This window comes from Nostoc sp. TCL240-02 (genome assembly GCF_013343235.1).
Taxonomy (GTDB): Bacteria; Cyanobacteriota; Cyanobacteriia; order Cyanobacteriales; family Nostocaceae; genus Nostoc.
This window is the reverse complement of record NZ_CP040094.1, coordinates 3,414,978-3,435,265: the sequence shown is the minus strand read 5'-3', so window position 1 is coordinate 3,435,265 and position 20,288 is coordinate 3,414,978. Positions and strand designations below refer to the sequence as shown.

Sequence of the window (20,288 nt, the reverse complement as noted above, 5' to 3'; positions counted from 1 at the left end):
CCCTAAACTGTGTTTACTACTGCATTAGCTCAACGAGAAAACACCCAACTGGGTGAACTACCACTAGATTTGTTTGCCGCGATTCAGAGTCTCAAAAAAGAACTCAACGCCGTTATCCTGGCGCATTATTATCAAGAGCCAGATATTCAGGATATTGCAGACTTTATTGGGGATTCATTACAACTGGCAAGAGCCGCCGAAAAAACCAATGCGGATGTAATTGTTTTTGCTGGCGTTCACTTCATGGCAGAAACAGCAAAGATACTTAATCCCGATAAATTAGTACTTTTACCAGATTTGAATGCTGGTTGTTCTTTAGCAGACAGTTGTCCAGCAGATGAGTTTGCAGCTTTTAAAGCAGCGCATCCGAATCATTTGGTGGTGTCTTACATCAACTGTTCTGCTGATATCAAGGCGATGAGCGATATTATTTGTACTAGCTCCAACGCTGTGAAAATTGTCCAGCAGATACCGAAGGAACAGCCAATTATTTTTGCCCCCGATCGCAATTTGGGGCGGTATGTGATGGAACAGACGGGACGAGATTTGGTGCTATGGCAAGGTAGCTGTGTTGTCCATGAAACCTTTTCGGAAAAGAAAATCGTCCAGTTAAAAATTGCTCACCCAGAAGCAGAGGCGATCGCACATCCAGAATGTGAAAGTAGTGTATTGCGCCACGCCAGCTTTATTGGCTCTACAGCCGCATTACTCAAGTATTGTCAAAACAGCCCCACCAAAGAATTTATCGTTGCGACAGAGCCGGGAATCATTCACCAAATGCAAAAACTAGCTCCTGACAAGCATTTTATTCCTGCACCGCCGATGAATAACTGCGCTTGTAACGAATGTCCGTTTATGCGGTTAAACACCCTAGAAAAGCTCTACTGGGCAATGAAAAATCGCACTCCCGAAATTACCATGTCAGAGGATATTCGCCTTGCTGCACTGCGACCAATGCAACGAATGCTGGAAATGAGCGTGTAAGCAGTATTTTTTATACTGATGGTAGAGACGCAATTTTGTTGCGATCTCTACCTACAAGTTATTTTTTCTAATCACTTGCAATTTCTAAAACATGGTGCTAAGATTTTAAATCGTGAGACAAATCGGGTCGGTGTCCGAGTGGTTAATGGAGACGGACTGTAAATCCGTTGGCTAGCGCCTACGCTGGTTCAAATCCAGCCCGGCCCACCACTTACGAAGTTATAAGTTATAATGTCTGGGTAAGCATCAAAACTCCCAGCATTTTAACTTCTAGCTGAAAAAGCGGAATTATATTTCGCCCGTGTGGCTCAGTGGTAGAGCACACCCTTGGTAAGGGTGAGGTCACGAGTTCAATCCTCGTCACGGGCTTTTTAAATTGACAGTATAATCAACGCAAAACTAACCCTTTCAGGCTTTTTAAGGAATCTGGATGTTGAAAATCTAACTCTTTTCCTTGCATTTTTGACTATGCAGGACAGAATTTTGACTATGATTTGACATAGAAAATAACTACTGTAACTTCAGATACTATTTGTATACTGCATACCGCAATAGAGGAGATATGAATATAGAACATTAGCTGTTTAAGGCTTATCTACGCCAAGTAAGCTGTTCAGGTATCCACTCATGTGAAATAGTAAATATCCATTTATCTTCAAAGGGAGGTTCGTCAGTTCTAACCCTAATAACTATACCTATTCTATTACCTTTTAGTAATTCATTTAGTCCACCATGTGTTTTGTCTGAAGAAAAGTATGTATCAGAAGATACACCAAGATTCCTTTTCTCCTTAGTTAATGTATTTTTATAACTGTAGTCAAGAGCAATTTCTTCATTAGGTGCAATAACCCACCAATCACTTGAAGTATTCCAAAGTTTATATAATTTCATTTTGTATTAAGTTGATTGTACGTAATTAAATTAAGTCAGTATATCAATCAATTTATTATATGGTTGGCTATAACTAGATAAAAAATAAGTTTAATTGGTATTGAATGAACACCAAATAAGCTTAGTGATCGTATTGGCACTATTGAATAGCAGGAAACATATAATGTAAAGTTAATAATGATTTAAGTCAGAAATGTTGAATGCTGATACAAAACTTTACATTATTAGTTACACTAAGTCTCAAAAGCTTAAATTAGTCAGCAAAACATCATCTCCTCAAACCAATGAACATAGCTGATTTTCTGACACATACAAGATTGAAGATAGCGGAATTTATCTAATAGTGTATGTCCCCATTGTTCGGGAATAGATAAAAGCTGTAAAATCAGATAGGCTATCAAGCTCACGTAAATTTGTATGGTAATACCATTGACGTTTTTGGTAATGAGTTTGTCAAGTTTTAAGTGCATCTTTAAAAACTTCCACAACAATTCAACTCCCCAACGTAATCGATAAATATCCCTAATTTCATCATCATGAACAGCTGCATCTCCCGACTCTGGTAAATTAGTCACTAAGCGAAACTCGGTTTTTGTCTCTAAATCACAGAAATTAATTACTCTATAAGCTTGAGCATCATCAGATGCACCAACTTTGACCAATCCATTTGAGCCATCAAATTCTAGTTTCCAATTGTTTTTTATCCGCAAAACAAAATATTTGTTTTCTTGTACTAATTCTTGGATAAATTTTAATCCAGCAAAACCCCTATCCATTACTCCAACAGCATTTATTGGGAGACTAGACATCATTTTGGAACCAAATTTATAATCATGGTCATGTCCAAAATTGATGAAGTTATCTTCTGGGCTTCCTGTGGAGAGATTTAAGGAACTAAACAGCTTGACTTGATGATGACCTAGTACCCATAACAATTTACTTGTGAGAGTAATAATTGTTGAATCTATTGGACAAATTGCATATTTATTGTGTAACTTTTTTTGAACTTTCTTCTGTACTAATTCATTTAATTTTTGGTAAATCTCTTGAAAAGGTTTTTGGCTTCGATGTAAATTTGCTTTAGAGAAAGTAGAAATATCTACCTCAAAACAATTGTTATTTAATCTGTTAAACAAATCTCGCATACTTGTTAAGCTGTTATCCAGGGCATAGGATAGCCAGCACTCAAAAAACAGACGACTGTTCAATACTGGATAATCGTTTTTTGGCAGGCTTTTCAGTATATCTTTGACAATTTTGGGAAATGAATTTATAATCACAATCAAACTAATATATTTTAAGCCTTAGCCCAAAACTACCATATTTTGGGCTATTTTTATCGGATTTTTCTTAACATTCAACACTTCTGGATTTAAGTCTATCACTATCTAAATTTGATCGCTAAGAAGCATTAGTTATTGATGATTTAATATTTTCTACAGGTTCTGTTAACTTTACCTCTACTTTTATATAAGCCTTCTTCACCCAATAACCTCTAGGCGGCTTTTCTATTCCATAAGCCTTACACCACTTCTCTACAGCCTTATCAGACACGCCAAAATCTCTCCCAATTTGTGCGGTTGGCTTTTCCCAAACTAGTTTTCCTAGTTCTTCTTTTGATGGTCTTTCAACTTTTCTAGTATGAATTCTAGAGTCTGGGTTAACCTTTCTAGTTGTTAAGTCAACGCCAAACTCCTTGTAGGTTCGCTTAAGTGCTACTTCAGTTAAATCTATAAAATCTTCCCACCAATAAAAAGGATTGGGTGATTTAGGTGGCGTTGTCCTGATACCGCAACCACCAAACGTGATTGATGGATACACTACTTTGTTTATATCTGGCAAATAAAGGCCATAGAAATCAAAGTCATCAGATTTGTACTTTTTCTCATGACAACCATTCTTGTCTGCCCAATTGCTTTTGTTTTTCAGTGTGCCATCACAACTGTATTTAGCTTGAATTCTGTAACATTTGCCATTTTTGTAGGCAATCAAATCAAAGGGTGCATGTTCAGTTACTACTGGTACAAAAACCGAATATTCTTTCTCGACTAAATCTGCTATCACTTTAGCAGCTGCTAGATCACCTTTATCTTTTGTGTGGTGCATTTATATGAACTCTCAAGCCTATTTGGTAAATTACCATGAAAAGGCTTCTTTAGGGTTCGTATTAAGTTAAAACGAGCGCGGCAGGGTTCGAACCTGCGACCAACGGATTAGAAATCCGTGGCTCTATCCACTGAGCTACGCGCCCAAAACAAAATAATGGCTCCTGAAGGAGTCACCTAAACTATTATATCGTCTTTACTTAGCAAGAAGCAATCAAAAATTGCAGATTTACCACTAGCAAGGCTAAGATGCTAGTCGCTAGCTAGTCAATTTACACTAAAAACGAAACAGATGGAGTATTGGTTTAGATATATTGAGTTGCCAAGAGGTTATTTGCCTGTTAACGCCAATGCCCTCTGGGTGGCTACCTTGGGGAAGAATCTGGCGATCGCTAGGCTCATTTCCACAGTATGCTAGGTAATTTCAGCCTTGGCGATACTGCCAAATGCCATTATATATTCCATATTAAGAGTGCCCCTGTGAGGAGTTATTTGCTAGTGCCATGTTTATTCTCAAACGGCAGGATGTTGAAATATCAAGCATTCAGCACCCAAAAAAGGATCAGCAGGTGCCGATTCTCAATTATCAAGGGCAGACTTTTCGCTTGATTAGTGTTTTCAAAGCTAGTCAAGAAGAAGAAGCTAGAGCCTTATGGAGAGAATTAACGGATAACCGGGGTAAAGCCTGTGTTTTGCTCGAGGAACCCGAACGGTTTAGCGTCTGGGGTAAAATCCGTTTAGAGCAGCTGGATAGTGACACAGGTGGTCATGGCAAAATGGCGATTTTAGTCCAAGCTAGTATTTTGCTGTTACAGGGTGTTTCTATCGACATTGAAGAGTTTTTAGGTGCTAAACAAGCTGCATTATTTGAAAAAGATATTGCGGAAGTATTAAAGCAGAAGCAATTTCCTCAAGCATCTTCCCTAGAAGCAGTTAAATATTTGGTATCTACCAATCCTTTGCCGACCGCCAAAATACCTGATTGGCAAGAAAATCATGTAGTTACTTTGTTACAAGAACTGCATCGATTAGGAAAAGCATATTTTGGCAATGCTAATTTTACCAAACAAGTGATTTATAAGCTAGAAGATATGCCAGAAGCCGAGCGATTGCTATTTATCAATTGGCTAAATCAATCGCCACTGGGTAAACTGTGGCAGTAGCATGGAAATTTTTAACAAAATTCCGGCCACTGGCACTTGCTTTTGCTGTCCGATTGTGTATTACTTGGCAGACACAATGCTAGATATACAGTCTTTTAACTCAAAATACTGCCAGAGTGCATCTACATAGTCAATTCCTATGAATAACTCTTACGAGAATTCGTTCCTTTCTAAATCCATTTTCAATACTCAGAACATTGTCTTAGCTAATATTGGCTGGGCCGTACTAGCACTGCTATACTTTTTGTTGTTTAGTGCCAAAGTTCCCGGAGCCGATGGCATAGAAAGCCGGGCCGAGTGGTATGTAATTGGTACAAATATTTTTGAAGCTTTAGCTTATTTGGGTGCCAGTATCTTATGCTTGAGGAACTGGCTGAGTCCACAAATCGTCAGTGGGCGAAATGTCTGGCTCTTAATTGGCTTAGGTATGCTTTCCTATTTCGTTGGGGGGATAATTTTCGGATATACCGAAATAGTTTTAAAAGATGAACCAGATGTGTCTGTAGGCGATATATTTTTTGTACTGACTTATCTATTACTTGGCGCAGGCATGATTTTAGCTGTGGCTTCCAGGCGAATCAATCTGGAAAAATGGCAGTGGCTAATTGTGTTAGCAATTGCAGTGTTCGGTAGTTTGTTGGCATGGTGGATTTCTATGCAACAGGAAACACCCTCAGAACTGCTAGTCGCTATTTTGAATTGGTTTTACGTAGTTAGCGATGTAGTTTTGTTAATTATTGCTACCACTCTGCTACTAGCCTTTTGGGGGGGAAGAGTTTCCCAGTCTTGGCGAATGATTGCGGCGGCGGCCTTTTCGCTTTACATTGCAGATATGTGGTTTAAATACGCCCAAGGCCCCAACTATCAAAGTGGGGAGATATTAGAAGTGTTTTGGGTGTTTAGTGGGGTGTTATTTGGTATGGGCGCTGTCTTAGAATATGACGCATCACTAAGACGAACGCGGCGTACCAGCGGACGTAAACGAGCTTAGTAAAGATTTTTGGTATCTACCGTGAGAAAACTAACAGACTCTGACAAGCAAGAAATTCTTAAGTTATATCGAGAGACTGCCGAAACAACCTCAACTTTGGCAGAACGCTATGGTGTGAGTAATTCGACAATTAGTCGCCTGCTCAAAAGCACTTTGCCAGAGGATGAGTATGAATACTTAGTCTCTTTAAAGCGGGCTGCGAGAACTCCTGAAGGCAGGGCGCAGGTAAGCTACGAGCAGTTACCATTGCTGACTCAACCTGAGCCGGAGATAGAAGTTCCACCTATTGAAAGCCCACCGTTGGAAGTGACAAAGGTTGAGCCTCAGCCACGTCGGGTAATTCGTGTAGAGCAGGAAGTTTACTCAGAGGAAACGGCAGAATCACTCGCTGCGAGTCGCCGGGTGCGCCGTCGCCCCTCGGCGGCGGAAAAACCGAAGCTCCGAGTTACAGAGAAATTAGAAACTCCAGAGCAAAAGCCGCCGGAAATAGTCAGCATCTCTATTCCACCGCTAAAGGATAAACATCCAGGAGCAGCTGTCATCGCGCAGATGCTGGGCGAAGATTTGCTAGACGAATCGGAGGATTTGGATGATTTAGAAGATGATGATTTAGAGGATGACGACTTTGAGGAAGAAGACTTTGATGATGATGACCTGGATGAGGAAAGACCTTTAGTCACAAAAAGAAGACCAGGTGAAGCATCAGTTCAAGTTTTACCTCTGTCGATAGCCAATTTGCCGAAAACTTGTTATTTGGTAATTGACCGTTCCTCGGAATTAATTACCCGACCCCTCAAGGACTTTGGTGATTTGGGACAAATTCCTAGCCTGGAAACCCAGCAAAGAACTCTGCCGGTGTTTGATAATCATCGCGTCGCCAAGCGCTTTTCTACGAAGCGCGATCGCGTAATTAAAGTTCCTGATAGTAAAATGCTTCATAAGGCTCGTACTCATCTCCAAGCTAAGGGCATCACACGGCTGTTGATTGATGGTCAGGTCTATTCTTTGTCTACGGTTTAGGATTGGGTATGGGGTATTGGGCATTGGGCATTGGTTATTCCCCCCACCCAGTCCCCAGTCCCTTCAACTGTAGACAGCCCTTGCAAAACGCTCTGCCAAATAAATAATGTCCTGTCTACGAGCAATTTGGTTCATCCATTTTTGAGGAATATTTTCCACCCCGTAATAAATTCCTGCTAAACCACCAGTGACGGCGGCGGTTGTATCGGCATCTCCGCCTAAGTTGACAGCTTTCAGTACCGCCTCAGAATAAGACGAGCTATTTAATAAACACCACAGGGACGATTCCAAGGTATCAATCACATAGCCACCAGAATTAATCTCTTCAACTGGTAACTTGGCAATTTCACCACTAAAAATTCTGCCAAAATGCGGCTTTTCTAACAAAAATTCTCGGACAGAATAAATTGTTTGGATATCTTGCAATGCTTGTAGATAAGCTGTTTGTGGGTCAGCCCCTTCTAGGAGCGCCACTGCAATACTAATATAAATTCCACAGGACATTTGCGATCGCGCATGAGCATGGGTAATCGCTGAAACATCATGCACCCGTGCCAGCAATTCACCTAAAGTTAAGTTTCGGTGACAATAAGCCATTGGCAAGATTCTCATCAATGAACCATTGCCATTACTATTTTCAACCTTCCCACCCGCCTGATGGGGAACAACTCCCTGTTTGAGGCGCATAATTGCTGTGTGGGTAGTTTGACCAATATCAAAGACATCGCCGCGAGGAGTCCAGTAAGCCTCCTTGTACCACCGCCAGAAGGAATTAGCTATGGCATCCAACGAATACCCCCTACAAAGGCATTCTGCTAGGCAAAAGCTTAACGAACTATCATCTGACCAAGTTCCTGGTGGTTGATTCCATGTGCCATAACCTTGCATCGTTGTCACTGGAGATTTTACTCGTTCAGCACGGCTAGTAAACTCCACTGGCACACCCAACGCATCACCGACACATAAACCCATCAAGCCAGACAACGTTTTTGCACCGGTTAGCATTATTCAATCTCCACGATAACTGCTCAAAATTAACTTTATAGATTCTCTCTATAGGTTGTTGCAACAAATGCTACAGCCAAGTTTTTCATCCTCTGTGAAAAGCTCGGCAAAAATTGTTAATTGGGTATTTTATTCACTATATTCCGACTTAGTTTTAGTTCCAAATATTGTGCCAGTTTTAAAAGCGTCTATTTTTGGAACAAAGAACCAGGATGAAAAGACATTGAATGTAATTATTACAGCACTATCAGCAATAGTTAGCTTGTAAACGTTATGCATCAATAGCAACATTCATTTAATAAAAATTGGGAAACATTTGGAACATTATTACCCAATTTTCGACTGGAAATATATAAGTAAAAACTACAAATTTTGGTAAAAACTATGAAACGCTTACTCAAGTCTTTTGTCACAATTTCTGCATTATCTTCCTTAATAGTTGCTCCTCTGGTTCTATCAGCTGGTCAAGCTTTTGCTGAAACGAAAAAGGGTACTGACGCTAGTTATATTGGTGCTGGTGTTGCATCTGGCGTTACGAGCGGCGGACAAGGTATCAACGATGCTGCTACATTTGGTGGTAATGTTACAGGCCGCGTGAAATTAGGAACTACGCCATTTTCTGCACGTGGTAATGTTATCTGGAGTGATAAGACAAGTGCTATCATCCCAGAACTTTCTGTGGATGTGCCTATCGCTAATAGAACTAACGCCTATTTAACTGGTGGTTATTCTTTTGTAGAAAAAGATGGCTTACCAACTCCTATAGGTAATAGAGATTCAGTAGTGCTAGGTGCTGGTGTTGAATCGGAAGTTGCTAGCAATTTCCTCGTCTACACTAACGCTAAAGTCGGACTTGGTGCCTACCAAAATAGCGATGCTTCTGCTGTCACCATAAATGGTGGTCTTGGCTATCGCTTCAAATAAAAAAATTATTGAGTCTTTAGTCACTCCATACTTTATTTAACGTAAAGCGGAAGTCCCCACCCTCAACCTAAGCTTGGTAGGTATTGTGAGCGGGTGATGACGATTGCATCCAATATTGATTTTTTACTTATGCAATAAACTTATATTGGATGTATGAGTGTTTCCCCAATTTTTCTGGTAATCTAGTTAAGTCTTGACCATCAATGCCATAAGCGAAAACTAAGCTAATAGGTATATGTTGCAAGAAAATCCAACTCTTGGAGACGCTGCGCGAACGACTTCGCTCAGGGTAAAACATTTGGGTCTTGAGAACCAGGACTCCAGCGAGAGCGAGGGAATGTCAGACCAATAAAGCTACGGAGTTTTAGAGGCTATTTCCAATGAATTGGGAAGTCCCGTCCGTCTTACGGTGGGGTAGTTCACGTACTCAGGACTTAGCACTAAAAACTCACTACTCCCAAAAGCTGGTTTTGTTAAGTGTTACATCACTGACAAACCCGGCTTTTGCCGTGGTAAAATTAAATCATTCCTCATGATTCCGGCCGGATTACCGGGGATAAAGTAGCCGAAAGGTGCTGATTCGGTGTCTACGTAATGCTTTATTGAGAATACTATACAAGTCTAATGGTTAAATCTGCTCCTTCCCCAATCGCTAACCGTAAGCCTTCTAAAGTAGAAGGAATCAAGGAAAATAGTAATTTTTTGCGTGAACCTGTAGCAACTGAAATTCTTCAAGATACTACCCATTTTACCGAAAATGCAGTGCAGCTTTTGAAGTATCACGGTTCTTACCAGCAGGATAACCGCGACAACCGCACCAAGGGACAGGAAAAAGATTACCAGTTTATGCTGCGGACAAAAAATCCGGGTGGTTTAGTACCGCCGCAGCTGTATCTGGCTTTAGATAAAATCGCTGATGAGTATGGCAACCATACGTTACGCGCAACTACCCGTCAAGGTTTCCAACTGCACGGTATTTTAAAGAAGAATCTTAAAGCATCAATTGCCACAATTGTCAAAAATCTGGGTTCGACTTTGGGAGCTTGCGGCGACATCAACCGCAACGTCATGGCACCACCAGTCCCCTTTAAAAATCGCCCAGAGTATCAGTATGCTTGGGAATATGCTCAGAATATTGCTGATTTGCTGTCAGCGCAGACAGGCGCTTATTACGAAATTTGGCTAGATGGGGAAAAAGCAATTAGTGCTGAAGAATACCCAGAGGTTAAGGCAGCCCGACAGCGCAATGGGAATGGCACAATTATTCATGACAACGAAGAACCAATTTATGGCACTCACTATATGCCTCGCAAGTTCAAAATTTGCGTGACTGTGCCAGGGGATAATTCGGTGGATTTGTATTCCCAAGACCTGACTTTGGTCGTAATGACCAATAAAAAGAAACAATTAGAAGGATTTAATATTTTTGCTGGTGGTGGCTTAGGGCGGACACACGGTAAAGAAGAAACTTTCGCTAGGTTGGCAGACCCCATCGGTTATGTTACGAAAGATGATGTTTACGACATTGTGAAAGCAATTGTTGCTACCCAGAGAGATTATGGCGATCGCACCGACCGTCGTCACGCCAGATTAAAATATCTAATCAACGATTGGGGTGTAGATAAATTCCGCACCCAAGTTGAAGAATATTTCGGTAAACCAGTCGAAACCTTCAAACCACTGCCAGAGTTTAAATATTACGACTTCCTCGGCTGGAATGAACAAGGTGATGGCAAGCTATTTTTAGGAATTTCCATTGAAAATGGTCGAGTCAAGGATGAAGGTTCGTTTCAACTGAAAACTGCTTTGCGGGAAATTGTCGAGCAGTTCAACTTACACATCCGTCTAACAGCCAACCACAACCTGATTTTTTACGATATCGAACCAGGTAGCAAGGAAGCTATTCAAGACATTCTTAGCCGTTACGGTGTCGTAGACGACCCCAGTAAAATAGAACCTTTAGTGCGGTATGCAATGGCTTGTCCGGCTTTGCCTACTTGTGGCTTGGCAATTACAGAATCAGAACGGGCAATACCGGGGATTTTGGAACGGGTTCGCACTCTGTTAGATAAAGTTGGTTTACAAAATGAACATTTTGTGGTAAGGATGACCGGATGCCCCAACGGTTGCGCTCGTCCCTACTTAGCAGAATTGGGCTTTGTCGGTAGCGCCCCAGAATCTTACCAATTATGGTTAGGTGGTTCGCCAAATCAGACTCGACTAGCGCAACCTTACATAGAAAAACTGCACCATAATGATTTAGACACCTTCCTAGAGCCGATTTTTGTTTACTTTAAGAAATCTCGGAAATCTAAGGAAAGCTTTGGTGATTTTTGCGATCGCGTTGGTTTTGATGCCATCCGCGAATTTAGCGCCACCTACGAACCCCAAGCAGCCAATGGTGCAAACAAATCGCGCCATCGGGTGAACTTGAAAGAAGAGGTTTATGGCAAATTGAAGGACGTGGCCCAAAGTCAAGGTAAGCCGATGACTCAGTTGGTGACTGAAGCGTTAGAGGCTTACTTCCAGAATCTTTCGTAAGGTGAATAAATAACCAAACCATAAATGGACACAAATGGATTTATTTGTGTCCATTTATGGTTTGATATTCTTGAAATTCTCAACTCCCATGTCTCAACTGCAAAGAATTGCGATCGCACCCTCCCAATTTCAACAAGGGCAAATTTTGCTCACCAAAGAACAGCAACATTATTTGGGGCGGGTGTTACGCTTGCACGAAGGCGATCGCTTTATTGCAATGGATGGTAAGGGAAAATGGTGGTTAGCGCAGCTAGCAGGGGAACAAGCACAGGTTTTAGAAGCGCTTTTGGTAGAAACTGAATTACCTGTATCGATTACGCTGATGGTGGCGTTACCCAAAGGTAATGGGTTTGATGAAGTGGTGCGATGTTGCACAGAATTGGGAGTAACTTGTATTGCACCAGTATTGAGCGATCGCACCTTACTTCATCCTAGTCCTCAAAAGCTCGAACGCTGGCGGCGCATCGCTGCGGAAGCCGCCGAACAATCAGAACGCTCTTTTGTACCAACAATTTTAGAGCCTGTTGCTTTTAATATGGGTTTGTCATTAGTCATGAATCATCTGTCATTTGCAAACAGCCAGCAATATATCTGTGAAGCGCGTGGTGAGTTTCCCCATTTAAAAGATTGCTTACACCACAAAGGACAAATGACAATTGTCATTGCTACTGGCCCAGAGGGAGGATGGACAACACAAGAAATTGAGAATGCGAAGTCAGCTGGATTTCAACCTGTTTCCCTTGGTCGTCGCATCTTGAGAGCAGTTACAGCCCCAGTAGTAGCATTATCCTTAATTACTGCAAGTTGTGAAGTATAAATGATTTATAGCTCAATACAGTTCAGATAAGACCAAAACACTTGTAGAGACGGCGATTTATCGCGTCTCTGAACCGTATTGATTTATAGCTCACGCAAAAGTGATTTTGCGCGAGACATCACTCTAGCGCGTATTTATAAGTGATGATTGAGCAAGTTGCGATCGCCTTTGACCATAAAGATTATCAAACAGCTGCTAAATTACTCAAACAGCTGCTAATAGAATCACCAGACAATCCTTGGGTGCAATTTTATCTTGGTCGCTTGCATGAAGTATCTGGAAAGCATCAGGATGCGAACAAAGTTTATCGGCAACTGCTGCAAGATACGACAAATACCAAAATAATGTCGCTAGCACGTCAAGGTTTGCAACGACTGCAAGAAATTGAGATTGAACAAAGACAAAGAGCCATTTCCCAAGCAAAATCTGAACCTAATAACACTGAACTTGGTGTACTAGTTTTAGAGCCACTCAGTAACGAGATGAAAACAGACGCATCTCGAAAATTTGCCCAGATTATGCAGCTAGATCCCTATACCGCACGGCTATTAATGCCAAGTCGTGGCTGGAGGTTGTACCGTACTGGACAAGTGGGAGAACTAAAATTTTACGGCAAACAGTTACAGCAGGCTGATATTCCTTGCTTTTGGGCATCACTAGCTCAAATTCAGCAAATTCAAGTTTATCAAGTCAAACATTTTCAAGAATCTACACCACAAGCTACTGTTGTTTGCTGTAATGACACAAATCAACTCGGTTCTCTCACCTTTGACTGGTCAGAAGTCACAGCTAGAGTAGTGGGACTATTGCCCATTTTTGAGCAAGTTGTAGATGTCAATGCCCGCCGTAAACTGGAATGGAAAACTCAAACACAAGACTATGCCCAGTTTTGTGATTTACACCTACCTGGTAGACGTTGCATTCTTCGATTTGATGATAACGGCTATGAATTCCAGCAAGGTTTAAAAATCATTCCCCAAGCTAGCCAAAATACAATCAGAATTAATTGGAATAGTTTATCAAGTTGGATTGACCAGCAACTACCTCAAGTTAAAATTTGGTCAGATTTCACATCATTTGCAGATACAACATTAGACCAAACAGAAATGTTGGGTCATATCAAGTCACATATTCATTTGTTTCGCAGGGAACAGACTACTTGGGACTCAGCTTTCCATTTATATAGTGGACTGGTGTTTCTTAAATAATTCATAATTTGTAATTTAGTTATGTATTCTCTAATAAGCGTTATACATTTATTTTCTTTTAGTTGGCGAACAAATAATGATAAATTGCAGGTAAAACATTGGCAGAGTTAATTAATGAAATGTAATTCACCTGAAACTTAATGTTTACTTAATAAATGACCTGTAACTCACAAATAGCAGAAGGTTGGCATGGGAAACTTAATTTAGTCTATGCCGATCGCCAGGGTGCAACCCAGTTAATTTATGATCGCCATCAAGCGCCCCTGAAGGTACAACGCCCATTTTATCCAGAAGGGCAAAAAGTTTGTCATAGCGTCATTTTACATACAGCTGGGGGAATGGTGGGAGGCGATCGCTTATCCTCTAATATCCATCTCCAACCCCAAGCCCAAGCCTTAATCACTACAGCTGCTGCAAGCAAGATATATCGCAGCAATGGCTTACAAGCTAGGCAAACCATCCAAATGCAAATTGACGCTGGCGCTTGTTTAGAGTGGTTGCCGCAAGAGACAATTTTATTTAATGACGCGATTTATCGGCAAGATTTACGGGTAGAATTAGCAACCGGGGCCAGTTGGTTAGGCTGGGAAATTACCCGGTTTGGTCGCAGTGCTAGAGGAGAAAAATTTTACCTTGGAGAATGGCGATCGCACACCGAAATTTGGCAAGAAGATGTTCCTTTATGGATTGATCGGCAATGCTTACGGGGTAGCGAAGACATTTTCCACAGTCCCCACTGCTTGGCTGGAAAACCAATAGTAGGTAGTCTAGTTTGGATTGGTGGTGCAGTTTCAGCAGAAATTGTCGAAAAAACACGAAGTTTATGGAATGGAGAAGGAGAAGCGGGTGTTAGCCGATTACAAAATGGATTATTGTGCCGATATCGCGGTTCTTCTACTTCTGAGGTGAGAAACTGGTTTATTGATGTTTGGCAGTTGCTGCGAGTTTATTTTCTGAATCGTGGTAATTGTATACCAAGAGTTTGGCAAGTTTAAACTAACCGCAGAGGCACAGAGAACACAGAGGAGATAAGAATGCAACTTACCCCGCAGGAAAAAGATAAGCTATTAATTTTTACTGCTGCTTTATTAGCAGAAAGACGTAAAGAAAGGGGTTTAAAACTGAATTATCCTGAAGCCGTTGCTTATATTTCTGCTGCCATTTTAGAAGGAGCGAGAGATGGGCAAACTGTGGCTGAATTGATGAGTTATGGTACAACACTATTAACGCGAGATGATGTCATGGAAGGGATACCAGAAATGGTACATGATGTGCAAGTTGAAGCTACTTTTCCTGATGGCACAAAGTTAGTGACAGTACATAATCCAATTCGTTAATTTTGTAAGTTTGAATTTATTATGATTCCTGGGGAAATTATCACACCAGCAGGTGAAATTGAACTAAATTTTGGTCGTCCAACTATAAAATTACAAGTGTCAAATACAGGCGATCGCCCCATACAAGTAGGTTCCCATTATCACTTTTATGAAGTTAACACCGCCTTAAACTTTGACAGAGAACAAGCTAGAGGAATGCGTCTCGATATCCCCGCCGGAACCGCAGTCCGCTTTGAACCAGGCGATGAAAAAGAAATAACTCTAGTCCCCCTCGTCGGTACTCGCCAAGTCTACGGCTTCAACGCCAAAATCAACGGAAACCTCTAAAAACCCTCTGCGTACCTCTGCGCTTCCCTCCGCGTCCCTTTGCGTTAAAAAAAAGTTATATGCCTTACAGAATGGATCGCCGCGCCTACGCCGAAACCTACGGGCCCACAGTAGGCGATCGCATCCGACTTGCAGACACAGAATTATTTATTGAAGTTGAACAAGATTTCACCAACTACGGCGACGAAGTAAAATTCGGCGGCGGTAAAGTCATCCGAGACGGAATGGGACAATCCCCCATTTCTAACGCCGATGGTGCTGTAGATTTAGTAATTACCAATGCCTTAATTCTCGATTGGTGGGGAATTGTCAAAGCGGATATTGGCATTAAAGATGGCAAGATTTTCAAAATTGGTAAAGCCGGAAATCCTTATATTCAAGACAATGTAGATATTATTATCGGCCCCGGAACCGAAGCCTTAGCTGGTGAAGGAATGATTCTCACTGCTGGCGGGATTGATGCCCATATTCATTTTATTTGCCCCCAACAGATTGAAGTTGCGATCGCTTCCGGTATTACCACCATGATTGGCGGCGGTACTGGCCCGGCTACAGGTACAAATGCCACTACCTGCACCCCCGGCCCTTGGAATATTTACCGAATGCTGCAAGCTGCTGATGCTTTCCCCGTCAACTTAGGATTTTTGGGTAAAGGTAACGCCAGTCAACCCCAAGGACTTATAGAACAAGTAGCCGCCGGTGCAATGGGATTAAAACTCCATGAAGACTGGGGAACCACACCCGCAGCAATTGATACTTGCCTCAGCGTTGCTGATGCTTATGATGTACAAGTAGCGATTCATACTGATACCCTGAACGAAGCCGGATTTGTCGAAGATACGATCGCAGCTTTCAAAAATCGCGTCATCCACACTTACCACACCGAAGGCGCAGGCGGCGGACACGCACCAGATATCATCAAAGTTTGCGGTCAAGCCAACGTTTTACCATCTTCCACTAACCCCACACGCCCTTATACCCTCAACACCTTAGACGAACACCTGGATATGTTGATGGTATGCCATCACCTCGATCCTGCGATCGCTGAAGATGTTGCTTTTGCCGAGTCTCGCATCCGCCGAGAAACCATTGCCGCCGAAGATATTTTGCACGACTTAGGTGCATTTAGCATGATTTCCTCCGACTCTCAGGCAATGGGAAGGGTAGGCGAAGTGATAATTCGCACCTGGCAGACATCTCACAAAATGAAGGTGCAACGGGGAATTCTTAACCCACAGGGAGATGAGCAAAAAGCAGACAATTTTCGAGCAAAAAGGTATGTTGCTAAGTATACAATTAACCCTGCGATCGCTCATGGAATTGCTCAATATGTCGGTTCAGTAGAAGAAGGAAAATTAGCAGATTTATGTTTGTGGCGATCGGCGTTTTTTGGCGTTAAGCCAGAGATAGTGATTAAAGGCGGAATGATTGCATGGTCGCAAATGGGCGATGCTAACGCCAGTATTCCCACACCGCAACCAGTTTATATGCGCCCAATGTTTAGTAGTTTTGCAGGGGCGCGTCATGCCACATCATTAACTTTTGTTTCACAAACAGCTTTAGAGAACGAAATTCCTAGCCAGCTAGGTTTACAAAAGGCAGCAGTAGCCGTTTCTGGAACACGCCAATTGAGCAAGCGTGATATGAAGCTGAATGATGCACTACCCCACATTGAAGTAGATCCCGAAACATACCAAGTCAGGGCAGATAGTGAGTTGTTGATTTGTGAACCTGCGACAGTTTTACCAATGGCGCAAAGGTACTTTTTGTTTTAGTTCATAAGTGAGCAACTTACTGATTACGATAGTCCTTAGAAATCGGTCAGGATTAATTTGGCTCAAGGTTTTTATGGGAAAGTGGAAGTGTGTAGACGCAGCCCGTCGTAGACATCGCTGTAGTTCTAAAAAGCGATACGATAAGAATTAAATCGCTCCAAATAGTAACATCTACATACAATAATGGAAAGATTGCTAAACATCCACATTGAGAAATTACCTGAAGGCGTTTATTTAGCAACATCTGATGAGCTTCAAGGTTTAGTAGCTCAAGGACGGACTGTTGCTGAAACTTTAGAAATTGCCCGTGATGTAGCGCGTAAGTTATTAGAAGAACAATATCAGGATGAAGAACTAGATTATTTGCAACCAATAGCTGAACAATTTAACTATCCTTTAGTTGTAGGTCAGTAGTCAATTAATGGGACGGCTAGCTGGGCTTAGCTACAGAAAGATTATCAAAATCTTAAAAACCTAAAACATTTTTATACCGCACCTCTACGATCCATTTCGAAACCATATACATAGATATCAGCAACCTTATAGCGTTTCTCTTTTTCGCGCCATTCAATAATGCCAATTTCACTTAAAAAAGAAGCAAATTCTTCAAAGTCTGCTATATCATGTGCTGACTCTTGCCATACTGTTTGTAACTGTTCTTTAGATAAGAAGGCTAATTTCCCCTTAAGAGAATCAAAAAATTTAGTCAAATCAGGGTATTCTTCTTTAATTTCTTCACACCGCTTTTGTGATGCTTTTTTCAAACCAAATTCTAAGGATTTCCCTTGAAGTAGGCGGTCTGTACGAAATTTGCTTGATGATTGTCCCTTGTAGCTTAGTTCTTGTTCTTTTGCTCCTTTCAGTAATATACTTAAACTCCGAGGAAAAGTAGTGCTACTTGAGTCTGTTAATCGTTCATAAACCCATCGAGATACATTTTTAGCTCTATTTCCACCTCGGCGACGGCTTCCCCACAGTAATTCTAAGGCTTTATCAATTGCCTCTTCTGTAGCTTGATCAATACTTTCAAAAGCGACAGGAGAAATACGGTCAACCAAATTCTTGAAATCTTCAGATTGTATTGCTTGACGAAGTGCTAATCGTAAAAAATCAATCCTAGTCCACTGTAAGATAATATCCCGTCCAGTAAAATGACTTTTATTGTCGAAACTTAAACGATTCCATATATCTTCTCTCAAGAAAATTTTAAATCTAATTTCTGTTAATCTGTTAGCATCACAAGATTGAACTAATTGAAATAATCCAGTGAGTGCTTGCTGTCTTATTCCTCCTACTTCAGGAAAATCTTCATCTAAATCATCGTAAAGAAACCACAGTTTTTGAGAATTATTTTTGGCTTCTTCATTAAGCAGAATATCTATGGTATCTTTGACGATGAGCCGTAGTTCAGAGTTAGTAGATAATTGTAACAAAACTTGAGTAGATTCAGACTGCCATCTTTCTTTGGGTAAATTATTAATAATTTTTCTCAATTCACTATACTTTGTACTTTTCTTTCCTTTAGGAAAGTTAAACAAATTTTCTTGATGACATCTAAGTAGTAAATAAGCTCTCCAGAAAGCTTCCCATGTGCTTCTATTTTGTTGTAAAGTTTGATGGATGATTTGAAATTCATCACGAGATGGGCGACTTTCCTGAAATCTTCCATGTGCTGACAAAAATACAGTATTATCTAACCGTCCATGAGCTAGTTTTTGAGCAACACTTTTGTGTTTTAGAAAAAGCCAATAAAGTGCAGTTTTTCCTGTGCCTTTTCGCCCTCTAATTAAACAGGTTGTATCGTCTAAAAATCTTTCAAAATCAGTAGTACGCTGAAATAATAGATTCAAATCTTGTCTTGGATCAGCAGCATTTACTTCAGGGAATTGCAGACTTTCAATAATATTCCATCGATGATCTATTGTATTTAAAACATTGCTACGTTTGATCTCATCAGTTTTTTCATCAATTAAGTTAGCAATTTTTATGTAGTAAGATTGTGTCCATTGCCTATTATAAAAGTCAGGGATATCAGGGAAAGCAATTGGTGTAAAGTAAGGAACTACTAAAGGTTCTTCTATTGAAATTTGATAATTGTCTAAATCCAACTCATTTTCATCTGCTTCATCATTTTCATTTGTTTCTGTCTTCATTGTGTTCAGCAATGATTCCCAAATATCAGTTATTTTTGATAAAACAGCTTTATGATCACTATCAAGTACAGGAGAAAAAACAAAATTAATTGATATATTTCTGAGACTTTTTAGGGATTGTAAAAGTACTTCTATTCCCTGTTTGTTTTGCTCATTAGGAAAAAGGAAAATAATTGCTTCATCAGCTGCTTGAATTAATGATAACGCTCCCCATTGATTGATTCCAGTTCTTGAATCAATTAAGATAATATCAGGTTTTAATTGTTCGTAAATTTCACGCTTAAAAACAGACCAAAGACTTTGATCTCCATCAATAACAGTAGTAGCATGGAGATCATCAACCTTAGAAACATAATCAAGATTAAGAAAACCAGCAGGAACAACAAATAATCTCCCTGTAGCATTAGGTATTCTCACTTCACCAAATATTTCTGCAATTGAAATAATCGGTTCTATTCCTTCCGATAAGTAGGAACGCTCATAAAAATAGTCAACAATTCCATATTTTGGTTGTGGCTTGAGATTGAATGCTGTACTTAAGCCTGGTGCTTCTAAATCTAAATCCACAGCTACGATTTTAAGACCACGCATTGCCAAAATTGAAGCAACATGGGTTAATGCAGTAGTTCGACCTACTCCTCCTTTAAAGGAATAAAAGGTTACGGTTCTGGGTAAACTGGGTTCAAGCTGGGGAAGTTGAGTTTTATTTTGCGGATTTGCTGCTTGAATTGCTAAATCTTGCCAAGTTTGTACTGAAGCTGTATTAAAAGCCTGCGGTGCTGAAAGATTTAGTGAATCTGCTTCTTGAGGGGTATATAAGGAAATAAACCCAGGAGATAAATGAGGAACTTGTGATTTAAGTAAATTAAAACTTTGTTCTTTCCTTTGAGGAATAGATAAATTAATAAAGCGATCGCTTACAATAGTCAAATTCAATAAACCTGATGTAGAAATATTTAAATCAACCCATTCTTGTGAATTATGCACATATTGGTTTGCAATTTCTTTCTTTAGCAAAACCTGCCAATTTTCTTGCATTTGACCACC

At 40.6% G+C, this 20,288-nt stretch carries 19 protein-coding genes and 3 tRNA genes; 16 read left to right on the top strand and 6 right to left on the bottom strand.

The annotated features are described in order from the left end of the window. Window positions 1-9 precede the first annotated feature (9 nt). The 3 genes from nadA to FBB35_RS14655 all read left to right on the top strand — a co-directional run bounded on the left by nadA (window position 10) and on the right by FBB35_RS14655 (window position 1,353). On the top strand, window positions 10-984 hold the full coding sequence (gene nadA / locus FBB35_RS14665; RefSeq protein WP_174710235.1) for a quinolinate synthase NadA: 975 nt from the start codon (window positions 10-12) through the stop codon (window positions 982-984). A 124-nt stretch (window positions 985-1,108) separates the two neighbouring features. Then, window positions 1,109-1,194, top strand: a tRNA-Tyr gene (locus FBB35_RS14660). Between the two features lie 87 nt (window positions 1,195-1,281). Next, a tRNA-Thr gene (locus FBB35_RS14655) sits at window positions 1,282-1,353 on the top strand. Window positions 1,354-1,575: 222 nt separating this feature from the next. On the opposite strand, the gene FBB35_RS14650 is transcribed toward FBB35_RS14655, so the two are convergent. The 4 genes from FBB35_RS14650 to FBB35_RS14635 form a co-directional block, all read right to left on the bottom strand. Next, window positions 1,576-1,875 carry a hypothetical protein gene (locus FBB35_RS14650; RefSeq protein ID WP_174710233.1) on the bottom strand — a complete coding sequence of 100 codons (300 nt, stop codon included), beginning with the start codon at window positions 1,873-1,875 and terminating at the stop codon, window positions 1,576-1,578. A 257-nt stretch (window positions 1,876-2,132) separates the two neighbouring features. Continuing rightward, window positions 2,133-3,155 carry an IS4 family transposase gene (locus FBB35_RS14645; RefSeq protein WP_174708137.1) on the bottom strand — a complete coding sequence of 341 codons (1,023 nt, stop codon included), beginning with the start codon at window positions 3,153-3,155 and terminating at the stop codon, window positions 2,133-2,135. Window positions 3,156-3,276: 121 nt separating this feature from the next. Continuing rightward, window positions 3,277-3,981, bottom strand: coding sequence for a group I intron-associated PD-(D/E)XK endonuclease (locus tag FBB35_RS14640; RefSeq protein ID WP_174710231.1), 705 nt, complete (start codon window positions 3,979-3,981; stop codon window positions 3,277-3,279). A gap of 72 nt (window positions 3,982-4,053) precedes the next feature. Beyond that, window positions 4,054-4,126: transfer RNA gene (locus FBB35_RS14635), tRNA-Arg, on the bottom strand. 146 nt (window positions 4,127-4,272) lie between these two features. On the opposite strand from FBB35_RS14635, the gene FBB35_RS35475 reads away from it, so the two are divergent. The 4 genes from FBB35_RS35475 to FBB35_RS14620 all read left to right on the top strand — a co-directional run bounded on the left by FBB35_RS35475 (window position 4,273) and on the right by FBB35_RS14620 (window position 7,154). Continuing rightward, entirely contained in the window at window positions 4,273-4,398 is a 126-nt protein-coding gene (locus FBB35_RS35475; RefSeq protein ID WP_265578530.1) for a hypothetical protein, read from the top strand. An 85-nt stretch (window positions 4,399-4,483) separates the two neighbouring features. Further along, the gene (locus FBB35_RS14630) at window positions 4,484-5,143 is read left to right on the top strand and encodes an Npun_F0813 family protein (RefSeq protein WP_174710229.1); all 660 of its coding nucleotides are present in this window, start codon (window positions 4,484-4,486) and stop codon (window positions 5,141-5,143) included. 139 nt (window positions 5,144-5,282) lie between these two features. Further along, window positions 5,283-6,134, top strand: a complete 852-nt coding sequence (locus FBB35_RS14625) for a hypothetical protein (protein ID WP_012407575.1) — start codon at window positions 5,283-5,285, stop codon at window positions 6,132-6,134. A 21-nt stretch (window positions 6,135-6,155) separates the two neighbouring features. Further along, window positions 6,156-7,154: a transposase gene (locus FBB35_RS14620; RefSeq protein ID WP_174710228.1), complete on the top strand. Its 999-nt coding sequence runs from the start codon at window positions 6,156-6,158 to the stop codon at window positions 7,152-7,154. A 63-nt stretch (window positions 7,155-7,217) separates the two neighbouring features. On the opposite strand, the gene FBB35_RS14615 is transcribed toward FBB35_RS14620, so the two are convergent. Next, window positions 7,218-8,159 (bottom strand): ADP-ribosylglycohydrolase family protein, encoded by a 942-nt coding sequence (locus tag FBB35_RS14615; protein ID WP_012407577.1) that lies wholly within the window; start codon window positions 8,157-8,159, stop codon window positions 7,218-7,220. A gap of 384 nt (window positions 8,160-8,543) precedes the next feature. Between FBB35_RS14615 and FBB35_RS14610 the strand changes: the two genes are divergently transcribed. The 9 genes from FBB35_RS14610 to FBB35_RS14570 all read left to right on the top strand — a co-directional run bounded on the left by FBB35_RS14610 (window position 8,544) and on the right by FBB35_RS14570 (window position 17,502). Continuing rightward, window positions 8,544-9,083: a hypothetical protein gene (locus FBB35_RS14610; RefSeq protein ID WP_174710226.1), complete on the top strand. Its 540-nt coding sequence runs from the start codon at window positions 8,544-8,546 to the stop codon at window positions 9,081-9,083. 624 nt (window positions 9,084-9,707) lie between these two features. Next, the gene (gene sir, locus FBB35_RS14605) at window positions 9,708-11,624 is read left to right on the top strand and encodes a sulfite reductase, ferredoxin dependent (protein WP_174710224.1); all 1,917 of its coding nucleotides are present in this window, start codon (window positions 9,708-9,710) and stop codon (window positions 11,622-11,624) included. Between the two features lie 88 nt (window positions 11,625-11,712). After that, window positions 11,713-12,441, top strand: coding sequence for a 16S rRNA (uracil(1498)-N(3))-methyltransferase (locus FBB35_RS14600; RefSeq protein ID WP_174710223.1), 729 nt, complete (start codon window positions 11,713-11,715; stop codon window positions 12,439-12,441). Between the two features lie 143 nt (window positions 12,442-12,584). Continuing rightward, entirely contained in the window at window positions 12,585-13,649 is a 1,065-nt protein-coding gene (locus tag FBB35_RS14595) for a tetratricopeptide repeat protein (RefSeq protein WP_174710221.1), read from the top strand. A 155-nt stretch (window positions 13,650-13,804) separates the two neighbouring features. Then, window positions 13,805-14,644, top strand: a complete 840-nt coding sequence (locus FBB35_RS14590) for an urease accessory protein UreD (RefSeq protein ID WP_174710220.1) — start codon at window positions 13,805-13,807, stop codon at window positions 14,642-14,644. A gap of 39 nt (window positions 14,645-14,683) precedes the next feature. After that, window positions 14,684-14,986: an urease subunit gamma gene (gene ureA / locus FBB35_RS14585; protein ID WP_174710219.1), complete on the top strand. Its 303-nt coding sequence runs from the start codon at window positions 14,684-14,686 to the stop codon at window positions 14,984-14,986. 21 nt (window positions 14,987-15,007) lie between these two features. Continuing rightward, complete coding sequence (locus FBB35_RS14580; protein ID WP_174710217.1) at window positions 15,008-15,313, top strand: urease subunit beta; 306 nt, start codon at window positions 15,008-15,010, stop codon at window positions 15,311-15,313. A 59-nt stretch (window positions 15,314-15,372) separates the two neighbouring features. After that, on the top strand, window positions 15,373-17,088 hold the full coding sequence (gene ureC, locus FBB35_RS14575; protein WP_174710215.1) for an urease subunit alpha: 1,716 nt from the start codon (window positions 15,373-15,375) through the stop codon (window positions 17,086-17,088). A gap of 183 nt (window positions 17,089-17,271) precedes the next feature. Beyond that, window positions 17,272-17,502: a type II toxin-antitoxin system HicB family antitoxin gene (locus tag FBB35_RS14570; protein ID WP_174710213.1), complete on the top strand. Its 231-nt coding sequence runs from the start codon at window positions 17,272-17,274 to the stop codon at window positions 17,500-17,502. A gap of 71 nt (window positions 17,503-17,573) precedes the next feature. Here FBB35_RS14570 and FBB35_RS14565 read toward each other — a convergent pair whose 3' ends face one another. Further along, window positions 17,574-20,279, bottom strand: coding sequence for a ParA family protein (locus tag FBB35_RS14565; RefSeq protein ID WP_174710211.1), 2,706 nt, complete (start codon window positions 20,277-20,279; stop codon window positions 17,574-17,576). Window positions 20,280-20,288 lie beyond the last annotated feature (9 nt).